At 63.6% G+C, this 15853-nt stretch carries 15 protein-coding genes; 12 read left to right on the top strand and 3 right to left on the bottom strand.

The window, feature by feature from the left end; all coding sequences use genetic code 11:
- Position 1 precedes the first annotated feature (1 nt).
- From IH404_RS18705 to IH404_RS18695, 3 genes are read right to left on the bottom strand one after another with little or no spacing between them, the layout of a single operon-like run.
- Positions 2-931: a sulfonate ABC transporter substrate-binding protein gene (locus IH404_RS18705; RefSeq protein WP_194438755.1), complete on the bottom strand. Its 930-nt coding sequence runs from the start codon at positions 929-931 to the stop codon at positions 2-4.
- Positions 928-2259, bottom strand: a complete 1332-nt coding sequence (locus IH404_RS18700; RefSeq protein ID WP_194438753.1) for an LLM class flavin-dependent oxidoreductase — start codon at positions 2257-2259, stop codon at positions 928-930. Before IH404_RS18700 ends, IH404_RS18705 begins: the two co-directional genes overlap by 4 nt.
- Position 2260: 1 nt before the next feature.
- Complete coding sequence (locus tag IH404_RS18695) at positions 2261-4453, bottom strand: TonB-dependent receptor (protein ID WP_194438752.1); 2193 nt, start codon at positions 4451-4453, stop codon at positions 2261-2263.
- Positions 4454-4653: 200 nt separating this feature from the next.
- On the opposite strand from IH404_RS18695, the gene IH404_RS18690 reads away from it, so the two are divergent.
- The 12 genes from IH404_RS18690 (at position 4654) to gspD (ending at position 15501) form a co-directional block, all read left to right on the top strand.
- A complete protein-coding gene (locus IH404_RS18690; protein ID WP_194438751.1) occupies positions 4654-5694 on the top strand; it encodes a LacI family DNA-binding transcriptional regulator in 1041 nt (346 codons plus the stop codon).
- A gap of 225 nt (positions 5695-5919) precedes the next feature.
- Positions 5920-7617 (top strand): ATPase, T2SS/T4P/T4SS family, encoded by a 1698-nt coding sequence (locus IH404_RS18685; protein ID WP_194440696.1) that lies wholly within the window; start codon positions 5920-5922, stop codon positions 7615-7617.
- Complete coding sequence (gene gspF, locus IH404_RS18680; RefSeq protein WP_194438750.1) at positions 7614-8810, top strand: type II secretion system inner membrane protein GspF; 1197 nt, start codon at positions 7614-7616, stop codon at positions 8808-8810. Before IH404_RS18685 ends, gspF begins: the two co-directional genes overlap by 4 nt.
- 20 nt (positions 8811-8830) lie before the next feature.
- Positions 8831-9241, top strand: coding sequence for a type II secretion system major pseudopilin GspG (gene gspG / locus IH404_RS18675; RefSeq protein ID WP_087945255.1), 411 nt, complete (start codon positions 8831-8833; stop codon positions 9239-9241).
- A 7-nt stretch (positions 9242-9248) separates the two neighbouring features.
- Complete coding sequence (locus IH404_RS18670) at positions 9249-9674, top strand: GspH/FimT family pseudopilin (protein ID WP_005789632.1); 426 nt, start codon at positions 9249-9251, stop codon at positions 9672-9674.
- A complete protein-coding gene (locus tag IH404_RS18665; protein ID WP_194438749.1) occupies positions 9671-10003 on the top strand; it encodes a prepilin-type N-terminal cleavage/methylation domain-containing protein in 333 nt (110 codons plus the stop codon). Before IH404_RS18670 ends, IH404_RS18665 begins: the two co-directional genes overlap by 4 nt.
- Entirely contained in the window at positions 10000-10608 is a 609-nt protein-coding gene (locus tag IH404_RS18660; protein ID WP_194438748.1) for a prepilin-type N-terminal cleavage/methylation domain-containing protein, read from the top strand. Before IH404_RS18665 ends, IH404_RS18660 begins: the two co-directional genes overlap by 4 nt.
- On the top strand, positions 10605-11306 hold the full coding sequence (locus IH404_RS18655) for a general secretion pathway protein GspK (protein ID WP_194438747.1): 702 nt from the start codon (positions 10605-10607) through the stop codon (positions 11304-11306). The genes IH404_RS18660 and IH404_RS18655 overlap by 4 nt, the downstream gene beginning before the upstream one ends.
- The gene (locus tag IH404_RS18650; protein ID WP_194438746.1) at positions 11303-12295 is read left to right on the top strand and encodes a PilN domain-containing protein; all 993 of its coding nucleotides are present in this window, start codon (positions 11303-11305) and stop codon (positions 12293-12295) included. The genes IH404_RS18655 and IH404_RS18650 overlap by 4 nt, the downstream gene beginning before the upstream one ends.
- Positions 12270-12872: a type II secretion system protein GspM gene (gene gspM, locus IH404_RS18645; RefSeq protein WP_005789622.1), complete on the top strand. Its 603-nt coding sequence runs from the start codon at positions 12270-12272 to the stop codon at positions 12870-12872. Before IH404_RS18650 ends, gspM begins: the two co-directional genes overlap by 26 nt.
- A complete protein-coding gene (locus tag IH404_RS18640; protein ID WP_194438744.1) occupies positions 12869-13369 on the top strand; it encodes a general secretion pathway protein GspN in 501 nt (166 codons plus the stop codon). Before gspM ends, IH404_RS18640 begins: the two co-directional genes overlap by 4 nt.
- A 5-nt stretch (positions 13370-13374) precedes the next feature.
- Complete coding sequence (gspD, locus tag IH404_RS18635) at positions 13375-15501, top strand: type II secretion system secretin GspD (protein WP_194438742.1); 2127 nt, start codon at positions 13375-13377, stop codon at positions 15499-15501.
- The last annotated feature ends 352 nt before the right edge of the window (positions 15502-15853 follow it).

Raw genomic sequence — 15853 nt, 5'->3', positions numbered from 1 at the left:
CTCAACGGGCTTCGGGTCGCCATATCACCTTGCGCACCTCAATGGTCTTGGGCAGCAAGCGGTTCTGATAAAACAGATCCGCCGTGGCCTGTTGTGCGCCAATGATGCTGTCGTCAATCGGCAGCACTGGTGACGGCGGGCGGTTGTCCATGTAGCGGGCAATCACCGTGCTTGGCAGGCCCATAAACGCGGTGAGCACCTTCAGGCTGTCTTCGCGCTGGCTGCGGGTCAGCGCTTCAGCCTGGGTGAGCTCCCCCAGCAGGTCCTGGATAAACCCACCATTGGCCCGGGCGTATTCACGCCGTGCGGTGTAGACCGGCCCCGACAACCCCAGGCCCTCGCCATCGACCAGCACATGGCTGGGGCTCTGGCTCAGGGCCAGGGAGGAGTAAGGTTCCCAGATCGCCCAGGCGTCGACGCTGCCTTGCTCGAATGCCGCACGTGCATCGGCCGGTGGCAGGTACACCGGTTGGATGTCCGTGTAGCTCAGGCCGGCTTTGTTCAGCGCGCGCAGGATCAGGTTGTGGGAGCTGGAGCCTTTCTGGAAGGCGACCTTTTTGCCCTTCAGGTCCGCCACCGAATGCACTGGGCTGTCGTTGCGTACCAGCAACGTTTCGGCGCTGGGCTTGGGCGGTTCGGCGCCGATGTAGACCAGGTCGGCACCTGCAGCCTGGGCGAAAAGAGGCGGAATGTCGCCGGTAGCGCCAACGTCCAGTGCGCCGACGTTCAGCGCCTCAAGCATCTGCGGGCCGGCGGGGAATTCAATCCATTTCACCTCGGTTTGTGGGAAGCGTTTTTCCAGCAGGCCATGCTCCTTGGCGAGCACCAGGGCGATGGAGCCTTTCTGGTAGCCGATGCGCAAGGTTGATGGATCGGCCGCCCAGGCGGTCTGGGTCAGCAGCAGGGCCAGCAGCAGGGTGGGGATTTTCATGCTCGGGTCTCCTTGAAAAGGTTGGCCGGGCGCGCCAGGCCGAGGTTTTCTCGCAGTGTGGTGCCGCTGTATTCGCGCCGAAACAGGCCACGCCGCTGTAACTCGGGAACGACCAGGCGGGCGAAATCCTCCAGCCCGCCCGGCAGGTGCGGCACCAGAATATTGAAGCCATCCGCCGCGCCTTCTTCGAACCAGCGCTGCAGCTCATCGGCGATCTGCACAGGCGTGCCGATCAGGCTGTAATGACCGCGTCCGCCGGCAATGCGTTGGCCCAGTTGCGCCAGTGTCAGCTGTTCGCGCTGGGCCAGTTCGCTCAGTAGTTGCTGGCGGCTGCGTTGACCGCTGTCGGTCAAGGGTAGCTCGGGCAGCGGCCCGTCCAGCGGGTAGCCGGACAGGTCGAAATTACCCAACATGCGCCCCAGCAACGCCACGCCTACCTTGGGTTCGACCAATGCTTGGAATCTTTCAAATTTCGCCTGGGCGCAGGCTTCGGTTTCCCCGACCACCACGAACACGCCCGGCATGATTTTCAGCGAATCGGCCTCGCGCCCGTATTGGCCCAGGCGCCCCTTGAGGTCACGGTAAAACGCTTGGGCGTCGGCCAGCGAAGTCTGCGCGGTAAACACCACCTCGGCAGTCTGTGCCGCCAGTTCCCGGCCGGTGTGCGAAGAGCCGGCCTGCACGATCACCGGTTGGCCCTGGGGCGAGCGCGCCACGTTCAGTGGGCCTTTGACCTGGAAATGCTCGCCCACGTGATCCAGTACATGGCGTTTATGCGGGTCGTAATAGCGGCCGCTGGCCTTGTCGCGCACGAAAGCATCGTCGTCCCAGCTGTCCCATAACCCCGTCACCACCTGGTGAAACTCCCGCGCGCGGCTGTAGCGTTCGGCATGACCCAGGTGTGCGTCGCGGCCGAAATTCAGTGCCTCGGCGGCGTTGTCCGAGGTCACCAGGTTCCAGCCTGCACGGCCACCGGAAAGGTGATCCAGCGAAGCAAATTTGCGCGCCACATGGTAGGGCTCGTTGTAGCTGGTGGTGGCGGTCGCGATCAGGCCGATATGCTCGGTCACCGCACTGAGCGCCGAGAGCAGGGTGAGCGGCTCGAAATGATCCGAGCGCGCCATCTGGCTGGCGATCTCACCGGTGGCGGCGGCAATGCTGTCGGCCACGAACAGCGCGTCGAATCTGGCCGCTTCTGCTACCTGCGCCAAGTGCTTGTAGTGGGCGAAATCCAGCCCGGCATTCGCCGGTACATCGGGGTGTCGCCAGGCGGCTACATGGTGCCCGGTGGCCATCAGGAACGCGCCGAGTTTGAGTTGACGGCTCATGCTAGAAGTCCTTGCGCAGTTGCACGCCGAAGTAACGTTCATCGTCACGGGGTACGGCGCGGTAGATGTAGTTGCCGCCACTGGCCAACAGCGGTGAGTAGGATTTGTCGGCGAGGTTCTTGGCCAGCAGCGCCACGCGCCAGCCATTGGTGTAGTCGGCCAGGGCCACGCTAGCGTTCCAGATGCCGTACGCGCCTTGCTTGGTGTCCAGGTTCTGGCTGATGTCGTACTGCACTTCGCTCTGCCAGCTGTAGTCGGTGCCCAGCTCGACATCCAGGCCGTTGTCCAGGGGGATGCTGTAGTCGGCACGCACGTAGCTTTTCCAGTCCGGGCTGAATGGCAATGGCTTGCCATTCACGTTGCAGGTCGCCGCTGCGCCTGCCGGGCACGCGAACTGATCGATGCGCGCTCGGGTATAGGCCAGGGCGCCGGAGAGCTTGAGTTGCTGGGTGGCTTGCAACGCGTAATCGAGCTCGACGCCTTCGGTGCTGACGCTGCCGGCATTGATCAGGCGTGTCACTACCTGGCCGGCGACGGTGTCGAAAAAGTTGGCCTGGTAGTTGTCGTAGTCACTGTGGAACACCGCGAGGTTGGTGGTCAGGCGGTTGTGCCAGGCGGTGGCCTTGATCCCGGCTTCCCAGGTGTTGGAAGTCTCCGGCTTGAGCGCCTCGGTGTCGCGCGGCTGCATGTTGAAGAACACGTTGTAGGCCGGGCCTTTGTAGCCACGCGAGTAGGTGAGGTAGCTGGTGACGCTGTCGCTGATGTCGTATTGCACGCCCAGTCGGCCGGACCAACCGTCCTCATCTACCGAGCCGGAACTCGCCGTCGCCGGCTGGATGCCGCTGACCGTGGTGGCAGAGGTGGACACGCGGCGATGGTCGTACTTCAAGTCGTCATGGGTATAGCGCAAGCCGGCGATGCCACGAAAGCGCGAGGTGAAGTTGAGCGTGGTCTCGCCGAATGCCGCGTAGCTGTCGCTGGTGGTGCTGTAGTCGGCGATGCCACGGTCGACACGCGCAGTCGTCGTGAGGGTGCGTTGATAGGTTTCCTCATCCTTGCCATGCATGTAGAACAGGCCGCCGACATACTCCAGGAACTCACCTTTGGGCGAGGCCAGACGCAGCTCCTGGGAGTACTGGTCGAACGCCAGGTCGCCTTTGTCGGCGGTGCCGGGGAAGGCGGCGGTGACGGTGCCGAGACGGTCGCCGTCCTGGTATTGGGTGTTGTCCCAGCCGCGCCAGGCGGTGATCGAGGTCAGGGTGTAGTCGCCCAGGTTCCAGTCCAACTGCGCCGACAGGCCCTTGTTGATGTCTTGCACACGGCTGCGGGTATCGGTGTTGATATCGCGGTTGTCACTTGAGGCGCGCACTGGCCTCAAGGCATTGCTGAACGCCGGGCTCAGGGACTTGCTGACCACACCATTGGGCGCGTCATCGTGGGACTGCATGTAGTCGGCGATCAGGGTCAGCTTCACGTCGTCGTTGGGCGTGAACTCCAGCTTGCCGCGAATGCCCTTGTGGTTGTAACCGTTGACCTCCTGACCATTGTGGCGGTTGTCGACGTTGCCGTCGTAGCTGCCGAACAAGGTGCTGATCGAGCCCTTGAGCACCTCCGGCACCAGGCTGCCACCGATGCCGAACCGCGTGCGGCTTTCATTGCCGCTGTAGAACGACTGATCGATAAACCCGTGTGTCTGGGCAGTCGGCGCCTTGCTGGTGATATTCAGCACGCCGGCGGACGCGTTCTTGCCGAACAGCGTGCCTTGCGGGCCGCGCAGTACCTCGATGCGCTCCAGGTCGAGCAGGTCGAGGGTGGCCTGGCCGGGGCGCGCATAAACCACGCCGTCGATCACCGTCGCCACGGTGGGCTCCACCCCCGGCGAGGTGGAAATGGTGCCCACGCCGCGTACGAACAGGGAGGTGTCCTTGTTCGACGCGCCGGTACGAAAGTTCAGTGACGGTACCTGCTGGGCGATGCTCGCCACACCGTTGCGGTTGTCGCGCTCCAGTTGTTCGCCATCGAGCACCGAGACGGCCACCGGGACTTTTTGCAGCGACTCTTCCCGTCGGGTAGCGGTGACCGTCACGGATTGAAGCGTGGGCTCTTGCTCGTCAGCTGCAACAGCGCCGCAGACGGGCAGGGCGCTGAGGCTGGCCAGAAGCAATAAATGGGTGTGCCGTGGAAAGTTATGCATGCTGTGCCCGCTCGAAAAAATACCCTGGTCCGCTGCGGTTCTGCGACCGCCAGCGCCTGTGAAAATGTCCTGGGCATTCGCTCGAGCGAGTAGCAGACACTGCGCCTTGTTAGCGCTAACATCGGCATTATTGAAGGCGCAGCTTAGAGCGTCAAATACTAATAAATTAGTTTTATATTCCTTTTTTACAGGGTCATTCCGTGGACGAACACACACCGCGCAAACGCCGGGGCGCCGGACGCGTCACACTGAGCACCGTGGCACGCCAGGCTGGGGTGTCGGCGATTACCGTGTCGCGTTACTTCAACCAGCCGGAGCAGGTCTCGCCCGAACGCCGTGAGCGTATCGCCGAGGTGGTGGCGCAATTGGGTTATGTGCCCAATCTGGTGGCCGGTGGCTTGGCCTCTGCGCGAGGCAGAATCGTCGCGATGGTGATTCCGAATATCTCGGGGCCGATCTTTGCCAATACCTTGCAGGGTTTCAGCGATACCCTCAGTCGCCACGGCTACCAGCTGTTGCTGGCGTCCAGCTATTTCAGCATCGAGCAAGAGGAAAGCGCGGTGCGCGCCTTTCTTGGTTGGTCGCCGGCCGCGCTGGTGCTGACCAGCCGCTTCCATAGCCCAGGCACCGAAAAGATGATCGCCGAGGTGGACATCCCGGTGGTGGAAACCTGGGACTACGTGCCGGAGCGCGAGCCGTTGCAAGTGGGGTTTTCCCATTATCAAGTCGGCGTCACTGCCGCGCGCTACCTGCATGGCAAGGGCTATCGGCGTATCGCCTTCGTGCAGAACAGCGCGGCGGGCGACTTCAGCGCGCTGGAGCGCCGTGATGGTTTTACTGCGACCCTCAGCGAGCTGGGTGTGCAGCCGTGGGTCTTTGTTCCCGACGCCGACCGTGCGCCTTTCGAGGCGGGCAAGCAGGCCATGGAGGCGCTGATGGGGGAGGTGACCAGGCCCGACGCGATTTTCTTTGCCAACGACAACCTGGCTGCCGGCGGTTTGTTGGCCGGTCAGCGTGCGGGGCTGAACATCCCGCAGGACTGCGCCGTCTTGGGCTTTGGCGACTACCCCTTCGCACAGATGTTGCTGCCCAGCCTCAGCACGATCCAGCCACCGGCCCTTGAGATTGGTGTATTAGCCGCCACCCGCGTTCTACAAAGTCTGGGTGTATTACCGATCGAGGGTGAAGTTGCACGCTTGAATCTTTTGCACTGTCAGTTAATTGAAAGGGAAAGTACCTAGTCATTACGGGGTATGGCTAAGTGCAACTAGTGGCTATTGGCTGCTAACGCTCTAAATCAGTGCATTTGGCAATGTTTTGTATTTAATTTCCCGCCAGCCGGAACTAGAGCTATAACTTCCAGTCGATACCCCCGGCTAACTCCTGCATCGGCTGTGGCGAACTAATGGCATTGTTCGGTAGTTCCAAATAGCCATACTTTTCGCAACGTTAGATATTCCTCAATGATGTCTTCAGCCCCCATCGATGCTTGCAAGATGCACATCCCGCACACCGACCAGGTGTGCGCGTGGCTGATGCAGCACGCCGGGCTTAAAACGCTGGATCTGGAACGCGCTCGGCGCTTATCCGATGACCCTCGCGACCTGCTGGGTTTACTCACGCGCCTGGGCCTGGTGTCCGAAATCGAACTGGCCCGCGCCTGGGCCGATCTGCTGGCTGCGCCATTGCTGGCGACCGACGCTGCGCCGCCGTTGCTTGACCCATTACCCGCCGTGACCGAGCGCTTCCTGCGTCATTACCACCTGGTGCCCATGGGCTGGGACGAGGGCGGCCTGCGCGTGCTGGCCGCCAACCCGACGCAGCGGTACCCGTTCCAGGCCCTGGCGTATGCCTGCCAAGTGCCTGTCTGGCTGGCCATCGGCGCGCATACCGACGTGGAGAGCCTGATCGAGCGTTACTACGGCCAGGGTCGTTCGGCCATGGGCACGCTGATCGAAAACCTCGATGAGCAGGGTGGTGCCCTCGAAGATATCGAGCATCTCAAAGACATGGCTTCCGAAGCGCCGGTGATTCGCCTGGTCAACCTGATCCTGCAACGCGCCGTGGAACAACGGGCGTCGGATATCCATATCGAACCCTTCGAAAACCAGCTCAAGGTGCGCTACCGCATCGATGGCGTGCTGCACGACGCCGAAGCGCCGCCCGCCAGTTCGTCGGCGGCGGTGATCTCGCGGGTCAAGATCATGGCGCGCCTGGACATCGCCGAGCGGCGCCTGCCCCAGGATGGGCGCATCATGCTGCGCATCCAGGGCAAGGCGTTGGATTTGCGCGTGTCCACGGTGCCCACCAGCTTCGGCGAGTCGGTGGTGATGCGCCTGTTGGACCGGCAAACCGTGCAGTTCGACTTCCCAAGCCTGGGTTTTGATGGTCAGCGCCTGGCAGCCTTTCTTGATGTGCTTGAGCGGCCCCACGGCATCCTGCTGGTCACCGGGCCCACAGGCTCGGGTAAAACCACCACGCTGTACACCGCCCTGTCGCGGCTCAACACCGCCGAACGCAAGATCATCACCGTGGAAGACCCGGTGGAGTACCAGCTTGAAGGCATCAACCAGATCCAGGTCAAGCCCGCCATCGGCCTGGACTTTGCCGGAGCGCTGCGCGCCATCGTGCGCCAGGACCCGGACGTGATCATGATCGGTGAAATCCGCGACCTGGAAACCTGCCGCATCGCCGTCCAATCTTCACTCACCGGCCATCTGGTGCTCTCAACCCTGCACACTAACAGCGCCGCCGCCAGCATCACACGCTTGCTGGACATGGGCGTGGAAAGCTACCTGATCGCCTCCACCGTCAGCGGCATTCTCGCCCAGCGCCTGGTGCGGCGCCTGGACCCGGCCACACGGGTCGCGTTCCAGGCGCCGCCGGCGTTGATCAAGGAACACGGCCTGGATCGCCTCACCGAGCAGCGTCCGATCCTGCTGTATCACGGCGACTACCACGGCCGCAGCGCCCTCACCGAATTGCTGGTGATGAATGACGAGTTGCGCAGCCTGCTGATGGCCCACGCCGACGCCGTCACCCTTGAGCAAGCCGCCCGCCGCGGCGGTTTGCGCACCTTGTATGAAGACGGCCTGCGTCAGGCACTGGCGGGCGTCACGTCCCTGGAAGAAGTGTTGCGCGTCACCCGTGGAGAGGATGCGTGAGCCTGTTCAAGTTCCGTGCCCTGGACAGCCAGGGCGTCGCCCAGAGCGGCACGCTGCAAGCTGCTGACCAGGCCGCCGCCGTCGCCATCTTGCACAAGCGTGGCTGGTTGCTGCTGCATATCGAAACGACGGGCAGTGCCTCGTTACGTCGTGTACGCGGGCCGTTGAAGGGGGCAGCGCTGGTGAGTTTCACCCAGCAACTGGCGACGCTGCTCGGCGCCGGTCAGCCCCTTGAACGCTCGTTGAACCTGCTGCTCAAACAACCCGGCCAACCCCAGGTGCGGGCCTTGATCGAGCGCATCCGTGACCAGGTCAAGGCCGGCAAACCGCTGTCGGCTGCGCTTGAGGAAGAGGGCGATACGTTTTCTGCGCTGTACCTGAGCATGGTGCGCGCGGGCGAAGCCGGTGGTGCGCTGGAAGACACCCTGCGCCAGCTCAGCGACTACCTGGAGCGCAGCCAGCGACTGCGTGGCGAGGTGATCAACGCGCTGATCTACCCGGCGTTCCTGGTGGTGGGCGTACTGGGTTCCCTGGCGCTGTTGCTGGCCTATGTGGTGCCGCAATTCGTGCCGATTTTTCAGGATCTGGGCGTGCCGATTCCGTTGATCACCCAAGTGATCCTGGGGCTTGGCGAGTTTTTGTCGGCCTATGGCCTGGTGCTGTTGGCCGGGTTGGCGATCAGTACCGGGCTCCTGGCGACGCGCCTGCGCGACCCCAACCGCCGCGAACGCTACGACCGTCATCTGCTGGGCATCCGTGTGGTCGGCCCGCTGCTGCAACGGGTGCAAGCCGCACGCCTGACTCGCACCCTCGGCACCTTGCTCTGCAATGGCGTGGCATTGCTGCCCGCGCTGGTGATCGCCCGGCAGGTCTGCAGCAACCGTGCATTGCAGGCGCAAGTGGCGCTGGCGGCGCAACAGGTCAAAGGCGGCGGCACCCTGGCCGAAGCGTTTGGCAGTCAGCCGCTGTTGCCGCAGTTGGCCCTGCAAATGATCGAGGTCGGCGAACACGCCGGTGAACTGCCCGGCATGTTGCTCAAGGTCGCCGACATCTTCGACGTCGAGGCCAAGCGCGCGATCGACCGCCTGCTCGCTGCGCTGGTGCCCTCGCTGACCGTGATCATGGCGGTGCTGGTGGCGGTGATCATGCTTGCGATCATGCTGCCGCTGATGAGCCTCACCAGCCATATATGAACCTTCATGGAGTGGAATCAATGAGAACCCGGCACCGCCAAAACGGCTTTACTCTGCTGGAAATGCTCGCGGTGATCGTGCTGCTGGGCATCGTCGCAACCATAGTCGTGCGCCAGGTCGGCGGCAATGTGGACAAGGGCAAATACGGTGCAGGCAAGGCGCAGTTGGCGAGCTTGAGCATGAAGATCGACAGCTACGCCCTGGATGTGGGCGCGCCGCCCAACACCCTGCAACAGCTGCTCGACAAGCCCGCCAATGCCTCCAGCTGGGCGGGTCCCTATGCCAAGCCTTCGGAGTTGAAGGACCCGTTCGGTCACGGGTTCGGTTATCGCTTCCCCGGGCAGCATGGCGCCTTCGACCTGATCTTCTACGGCCAGGACGGTCAACCGGGCGGCGAGGGCTACAGTGCCGATTTGGGTAACTGGGAGTAACCCGGCCATGGCCCAGCGCGGCTTTACCTTGCTGGAGATGCTGGTGGTCATTGTATTGATCGGCGTCGCGGCCGGGTTGCTGGGGCTGGGTGTGCGCCAGGGGCTGCAAGTGGCTCAGGAGCGGCGGGTGGTGGGGCAGATGGTCGAGGCACTGCGCGCCACGCGGGCGGGGGCGATCGTCAGCGGCCAGGCGGCGCGCACCGAATTCGACCTGCAACGTCTGACGTTCCGGGCTCCAGGGCGTGCTCCGCAACAGTGGCAGGCACCGTTGCAGGTGACGCTGCACAGTGCCGAGCAGGCGGGCGCCGCCGTGGTGTTCTACCCCGATGGCAGTTCCACCGGCGGCAACCTGCTGCTGGCCAGCGGCGCCCGGCGTTGGCGTATCGACATTGGCTGGCTCACCGGCAGCGTGCAGTCCAGGGCGCTGCCATGAAGCATCAGGCCGGTTTTACCCTGCTGGAAATGCTCGCGGCCCTGACGTTGATGGCGGTGTGCAGCAGCGTGTTGCTGGTTGTCTTCGGCCAGAGTGCGCGCTCGTTGGCCCAGGTTGCCCACAGCGACCGGCTAACCCAGGCCGCGCTCACGCTGCTGGACCAGGAAGCGGCCGGCCCGCTGAGCGAAGGCACCTTGCAAGGCGAACTTGATGGCATTCATTGGCACTTGACCAGTACCCGGCAACAGCCCCATCTGTTTCGTCTCGACCTGAACCTGCGCGAAGGCGCGCATCAGGCCCGCTTCAGCACCTTGAAGGCCCGCCTGTGAAGCGCCGCGAGCAGGGCTTCACCTTGCTGGAGATCCTCGTGGTGCTCAGCCTGCTTTCGATATTGTTATTGCTGGTGGGCGCTGCGTTGCTGGGCGCCAATCGGGCGGTGGCCAAGGCCCAAAGTTACACCGTGAGCCTGGATGAAATGCGCACCGCCCAACAGTTTCTACGCACCGCGATCAGCGAGGCGTTGCCCTTGGATATCATTGAAGACGACAGCCAGGCCGACGGTTTTTTTATCGGTACGGCAGAGCGCTTGCAGTTTGTGGCGACCTTGCCCGGCGTGCTCGGCGGGGGCATCCAGCGCTTTACCCTGCAACGGGTAGAGCAGGATTTTCAGGTGGCGTTTTCGCAGTTGCAATCCGCTGCCAACGCCCAGCGCGCTGAACCGCAGGTGCTGCTGCATAACGTCGAGGCGCTGCAATTGAGTTATCGCGGTGTATCGCCCGTGGGCCAGCCCACCGGCTGGTTGAGCGCATGGCCCTGGCCCAGGCGCTTGCCTGTCGCAGTACGCATCGACGCCAGCGTCAACGGGCCGGTGCCGTGGCTGACGCAAGTGATTGCCCTGCGCCTGAACCTCGGCAGCGCGAGCAGTGAACAATGAAGTGCCAACGCGGAGCGGCGTTGCTGCTGGTGCTGTGGGTGCTGGCTTTACTCAGCCTGTTGCTCGGCGGTTTGGCTGCCTGGGTGCAACTGCAAAGTCGCCAGGCGCTGTGGTACCGCCAGCACACCCAGACGCTGTTGGCCGCCGAAGCCGGTATTGCCCAGGTCATGGCTGATCGGCACTGGGTGGCGGACGGGCGTGCCATCGCGCTGACCTTCGACGACGCCCGCCTACAGGTCCGCCTGCGCAGTGAGCGCGGCAAGCTGTACCTGGTCAACGCCGACCCCGGTGACTTGCTGCACCTGGCCCTGGCTTGCGGCGCTACCTCGGCCCAGGCCCATCAGTTGGTCCAGGCGCTTGAGGCTCGGCGCCATCAGGGCCTGGCGCCGTTTCGGGTGCTGGAAGAAGTGCGGCAACTGCCCGGTATGACCCAGGCGCTGTACAGCCAATTGCTGCCGGAAATGACCTTGTGGAGCGACCTGGATCGACCCGATCCGGCATTTGCCAGCCCCTTGATGCGCAAGGCATTGAACCTGCCACGCCAAAACGCCGAGGGCGCCGACCCCGGCCAGGTGCTGGAAATCGACAGCCGTGCCGAGCGCCCCGGCGGCTATCAGGCACGCCTGCAACTCACCGTCTTATTGAGCCCCGCGGAGGACCGTGCACAACCCTATCGGGTGGTGCGGTGGCAAGAATGAATCGACTTGAACCTATCGCCCGCCAGTGGCGCGGCAGCCTGTTGCAACAAGGCTGGCGCCTGTGGCTCACCGAACTGCGCGGCTGTGTGCCGAGCTGGCTGGCCCCACAAGAGCCGCCTGAGCAGGTCCATCACTGGCCGCTGACGGCGCCGGTTATCCCCGGCAGCGCCTGCCAGGTGCTGATGCTCGACCCTGACGTGGTGCTGCAGCAACGCCTGCAATTGCCCCTGGCGGCCGCGCGCAACCTCACGGCGGTGGTCGGCTATGAACTGGACCGCTACACCCCGTTCGACGTCGAGCAGTTGTACTTCGTGGCGCGTCAGGAGCAGCGCACACCTACCCACCTTGAGGTCACGCTGGTGGCGATCCTGCGCGAGCGTCTGGACCGGATTCTCAGCGACTGCGCTGCCCTCGGTCTGCATCCCCATCGCGTCGATGTGGCGGGCCTGGGCATTGACCTGCTGCCGGCACCGTTACGCTCGCGCCAACGCCGAAGGGGCAAGGATTTGCAGCGCAGCCTGCCATGGCTGTGTGGTGCCTTGCTGATCGCCGCCATGTTGCTGTGGCTCAACGACCGCCAGCGTGTACTCGACGCCATGCACGCCACCGTGCAGCAGCAAAAGGCCCAGGTCGCCCAGGTGCACGCCCTGCGCCAGCAACTGCTCAATACCCGCGGCGCGGCGCAGTACCTCACCCAGCGCAAACTGGCGCAACCGCCGCTGGCTGCGCTGCTCAATGACTTGACCACTTGCCTGCCCGCCGACACTTGGCTTGACCAATTGGACGTCAAGGACGCTGAGGTGACCTTCTCCGGGCAAAGTGCCAAGGCCAGTGGCCTGATCACCCGCATCAAAGGCTGTCGGCGGTTGGACAACGCCCAGTTCGAAGGGGTGATTCAACCCGATGCGCGCACCGGCAAGGACCAGTTTGCCTTGCGCGCCCACTTACGCCAGGAGGCCGCCGATGCGCCGACCCCTCACACCCCGTGAACGTCGTGGCGGTGCCTTGTTGCTCCTGGCCGTGGTACTCGGTGCGGCCTATTGGTTGCTGATCGACAGCTGGTTCGCCGGCCCGCTGCGTACCATGGGCGAGCAAGCCCAGCAGTTGCGTGAGCAGCAGCAACGCTACGCCGCCGTGTTGCGCCAGGGCGATGCATTGCGCGAGCAGCTTGAGCTGGCGCGGCAAGACCCGGCCAGCAGCGCCAGCCTGTTGCCAGGCGATGACCCCGATGTGGTCGCCGCCGATCTGATGCAGCGTCTGGCCGACCTGATCAACAGCCACGCCAACCTGGGCGGCGGCTGCAACCTCACCCAGCGCAAACCCATCACCACCGAACAGGACAGCAGCGAGCCCTATCGGCAGGTCAAGGTCAGCCTCACGCTCAACTGCGCCATCGAACCGCTGACCGCGATCCTGCACGCGCTGGAATACCAGCCGCCGTTTCTGTTTGTCGATGAGTTGCGCATTCGCCGCAGCAAACAGGCACCGGCCACTGGCGGGGCGGGCAAGCTGGCGGTGCAACTGCTGGTGCGTGGCTACCTGCAACCGGCGCAGGTGGCGCCATGAACGGTGCACTGCGCCCCCTGGAGTGGGGCTTGCTCGGCTTGGCCGGGCTATTGGGCGTACTGATGGCGGTGATCCTCAGCAGCATCGGTGATCAACCGCGATGGTTGCCGCAGGCGCCTGCACCTGCACAGCCCTCCGTCACTGTGCAGGCCGCACCGGCGCCGGCGTTGCAAGAACTCGCGAGCACCTGGCAGACGCCGCTGTTCAGCCCCGATCGACGCCCGGACAGCGTGGTCGGCAAGACCCAGGTGGCGAGCCTGGCCAACCTGACCCTCAGCGGCATCATGATCACCGGCAACCTGCAAATGGCCATGCTCAAGCAAGCCAGCGGCCCACCCCTGACGGTGCGCCTGGGCCAGACGCTGCCCAACGGCTGGCGCCTGGAGCACCTGACCCCGCAATACGCCCGTTTCGCCCTCAACGGGCGCACCCAGACCCTGAGCCTCTACGGCAAGCGGTTACCCCTGATTTCCCATCCCCGCGAGCCCCTCCCTTGATCGATATGCGCACTTCGCTGTTTTGCCTGGCCACTGCCGTCTCCCTGGGCGGTTGTGGATCCTTACCCGACCGCCTTGATCCGGACGACCAGCTGCTGAACGAGGCGCTGCAAGGCACCGGTTCGCAACGCCCGCCGAATGCGGCGCCTGCGATGCAAAGCGCTCTGCCCGAGGCGAAGTCGCCGCCGCAGCGCCAGCTGATTCGTGGCAATCAGACGTTCGTGCGTAAACCCACTGCGCCGGTAAAAGCCCAGGAGGAGGGCGGCGACATCGTCTTCAACTTTCAGGGCCAGCCCATCGAAGCGGTGATCAACAGCGTAATGGGCGACTTGCTGCACGAGAACTACAGCATCACCGAGGGCGTGAAGGGCAATGTCAGCTTCTCCACGTCAAAACCGGTGGACAAGCAGCAGGCGCTGTCGATCCTCGAAACCCTGCTGTCCTGGACCGACAACGCCATGATCAAACAGGGCAACCGCTACGTGATTCTGCCGGCCAGCCAGGCGGTGGCGGGCAAGCTGGTGCCGCAGATGCGCGTGACGCAGCCCTCCAGCGGGCTCTCGGCGCGACTCTTCCCGCTGCGCTACATCTCCGCCACCGAGATGCAGAAACTGCTCAAGCCCTTCGCCCGAGAGAATGCGTTTCTGCTGGTCGACCCGGCGCGCAACGTACTGAGCCTGGCCGGCACCCCGGAAGAGCTGGCCAACTACCAGGACACCATCGACACTTTCGATGTGGACTGGCTCAAGGGCATGTCCGTGGCGGTCTTCGGCCTGCAACGTGCCTCGGTGGCCGAACTGATGCCTGAGCTGCAAGCCATGTTCGGCGCCGACAGCGGCACGCCCTTGGCGGGCATGTTGCGATTTCTGCCGGTCGAGCGCACCAACTCGGTGGTGGCGATTTCGTCTCAGCCCGAGTACCTCAGCGAGGTGGGTGACTGGATTCGTACCATCGACGAGGGCGGCGGCAACGAGCCGCAGATGTATGTGTACGACGTACGCAATATGAAGGCCGCCGACCTGGCCAAATACTTGCGGCAGATCTACGGCAATGGTGCGATCAAGGACGATGCACCGGCCAAGGTCGCGCCGGGGTTGCGTACCACCACGTTATCCTCGTCCACCAGCGCTGGGCTGCAGGCCAATGTCCCAGCGCCTGCACCCGACGAACCTGAATCCGAACCTGCCGAAAATACCCAGGCGCCCCCCACCAGCGACCTCGAAGCCGGCACCCGCATCACCGCGCAAAAGAGCAGCAACCAGCTGCTGGTGCGCACCCGTCCGGCGCAATGGAAAGAGATCGAAGCGGCGATCAAGCGCCTGGACAACCCACCGCTGCAAGTGCAGATCGAGACCCGCATCCTGGAGGTCAAACTCACCGGTGAACTGGACCTGGGTGTGCAGTGGTATCTCGGCCGCCTGGCGGGCAATTCCACCAGCACCACGGTGGCGAACGCCTCCGGCAGCCAAGGCGCCCTGGGCGGTGGCGGGGCGGGGCTGGGGGCGGCGGATTCGTTGTTCTACTCCTTTGTCAGCTCCAACCTGCAAGTGGCCTTGCACGCCCTGGAAACCAACGGCCGCACCCAGGTGCTGTCGGCGCCGTCGCTGGTGGTGATGAACAATCAGCCGGCACAGATTCAGGTGGGCGATAACATTCCCATCAGCCAGACCACCGTCAACACAGGTGACGCCGACACCACCTTGAGCAGTGTCGAATACGTGCAGACCGGGGTGATCCTGGATGTGGTGCCGCGCATCAATCCGGGCGGGCTGGTGTACATGGATATCCAGCAGCAGGTCAGTGATGCCCAGAACCCGGCGGGCAGCAGTGAGACGCCGGTGAACCCGCGCATTTCCACACGCTCGGTGTCGACTCAGGTGGCGGTGCAGAGTGGGCAGACGGTATTGCTTGGTGGGTTGATCAAACAGGACAACGCCGAGAGTGTCAGTGCCGTGCCTTATCTGGGCAAGATCCCGGGGTTGCGGTGGTTGTTTGGCAATACTGGCAAGTCCAAGGACCGTACAGAGTTGATAGTGCTCATTACGCCAAGAGTCATTACCAGCAGCAGCCAGGCACGGCAGGTGACTGATGATTATCGCCAGCAGATGCAACTGTTGCGGCCGGCTCAATAATCCTGGCTGCACCGAGTACCAATGTGGGAGGGGGCTTGCTCCCGATGGCGGCTTGACTGCCAGCGACTATCTAAATGATGCGACGCGATCCAAATGTGGGAGCTGGCTTGCCTGCGATGACGGCCTGACAGCCAACACAGTTATACCGAGTACATATCCATTCCTGTGGTAACGGCTAATATTGGTTCCGCTTTTACAGCGGGTCACTTTTGAAAAGCGCAAAAGTAACCAAAACGCTCTTGCCCCACCACTCGGCACCTCGCCTAGGCTCGGTGTGCCCGTAATCCGACAGGGATTTGGGGGGCCGCCGCCACGCGCCATCCATGGCGCGGGGCGGCTAAACCGGCATCCC

Source organism: Pseudomonas sp. OST1909 (assembly GCF_015277575.1).
Taxonomy (GTDB): domain Bacteria; phylum Pseudomonadota; class Gammaproteobacteria; order Pseudomonadales; family Pseudomonadaceae; genus Aquipseudomonas; species Aquipseudomonas synxantha_A.
Note: the sequence above shows the minus strand (reverse complement) of the source record. Positions and strands in the feature narration are given on the sequence as shown.

Coding starts and splice junctions, on each gene's coding strand:
- IH404_RS18705 (WP_194438755.1), bottom strand. CDS start 931: ATGAAAATCCCCACCCTGCTGCTGGCCCTGCTGCTGACCCAGACCGCC.
- IH404_RS18700 (WP_194438753.1), bottom strand. CDS start 2,259: ATGAGCCGTCAACTCAAACTCGGCGCGTTCCTGATGGCCACCGGGCAC.
- IH404_RS18695 (WP_194438752.1), bottom strand. CDS start 4,453: ATGCATAACTTTCCACGGCACACCCATTTATTGCTTCTGGCCAGCCTC.
- IH404_RS18685 (WP_194440696.1), top strand. CDS start 5,920: ATGTCTTCAGCCCCCATCGATGCTTGCAAGATGCACATCCCGCACACC.
- gspG (WP_087945255.1), top strand. CDS start 8,831: ATGAGAACCCGGCACCGCCAAAACGGCTTTACTCTGCTGGAAATGCTC.
- IH404_RS18670 (WP_005789632.1), top strand. CDS start 9,249: ATGGCCCAGCGCGGCTTTACCTTGCTGGAGATGCTGGTGGTCATTGTA.
- IH404_RS18665 (WP_194438749.1), top strand. CDS start 9,671: ATGAAGCATCAGGCCGGTTTTACCCTGCTGGAAATGCTCGCGGCCCTG.
- IH404_RS18655 (WP_194438747.1), top strand. CDS start 10,605: ATGAAGTGCCAACGCGGAGCGGCGTTGCTGCTGGTGCTGTGGGTGCTG.
- IH404_RS18650 (WP_194438746.1), top strand. CDS start 11,303: ATGAATCGACTTGAACCTATCGCCCGCCAGTGGCGCGGCAGCCTGTTG.
- gspM (WP_005789622.1), top strand. CDS start 12,270: ATGCGCCGACCCCTCACACCCCGTGAACGTCGTGGCGGTGCCTTGTTG.
- IH404_RS18640 (WP_194438744.1), top strand. CDS start 12,869: ATGAACGGTGCACTGCGCCCCCTGGAGTGGGGCTTGCTCGGCTTGGCC.
- gspD (WP_194438742.1), top strand. CDS start 13,375: ATGCGCACTTCGCTGTTTTGCCTGGCCACTGCCGTCTCCCTGGGCGGT.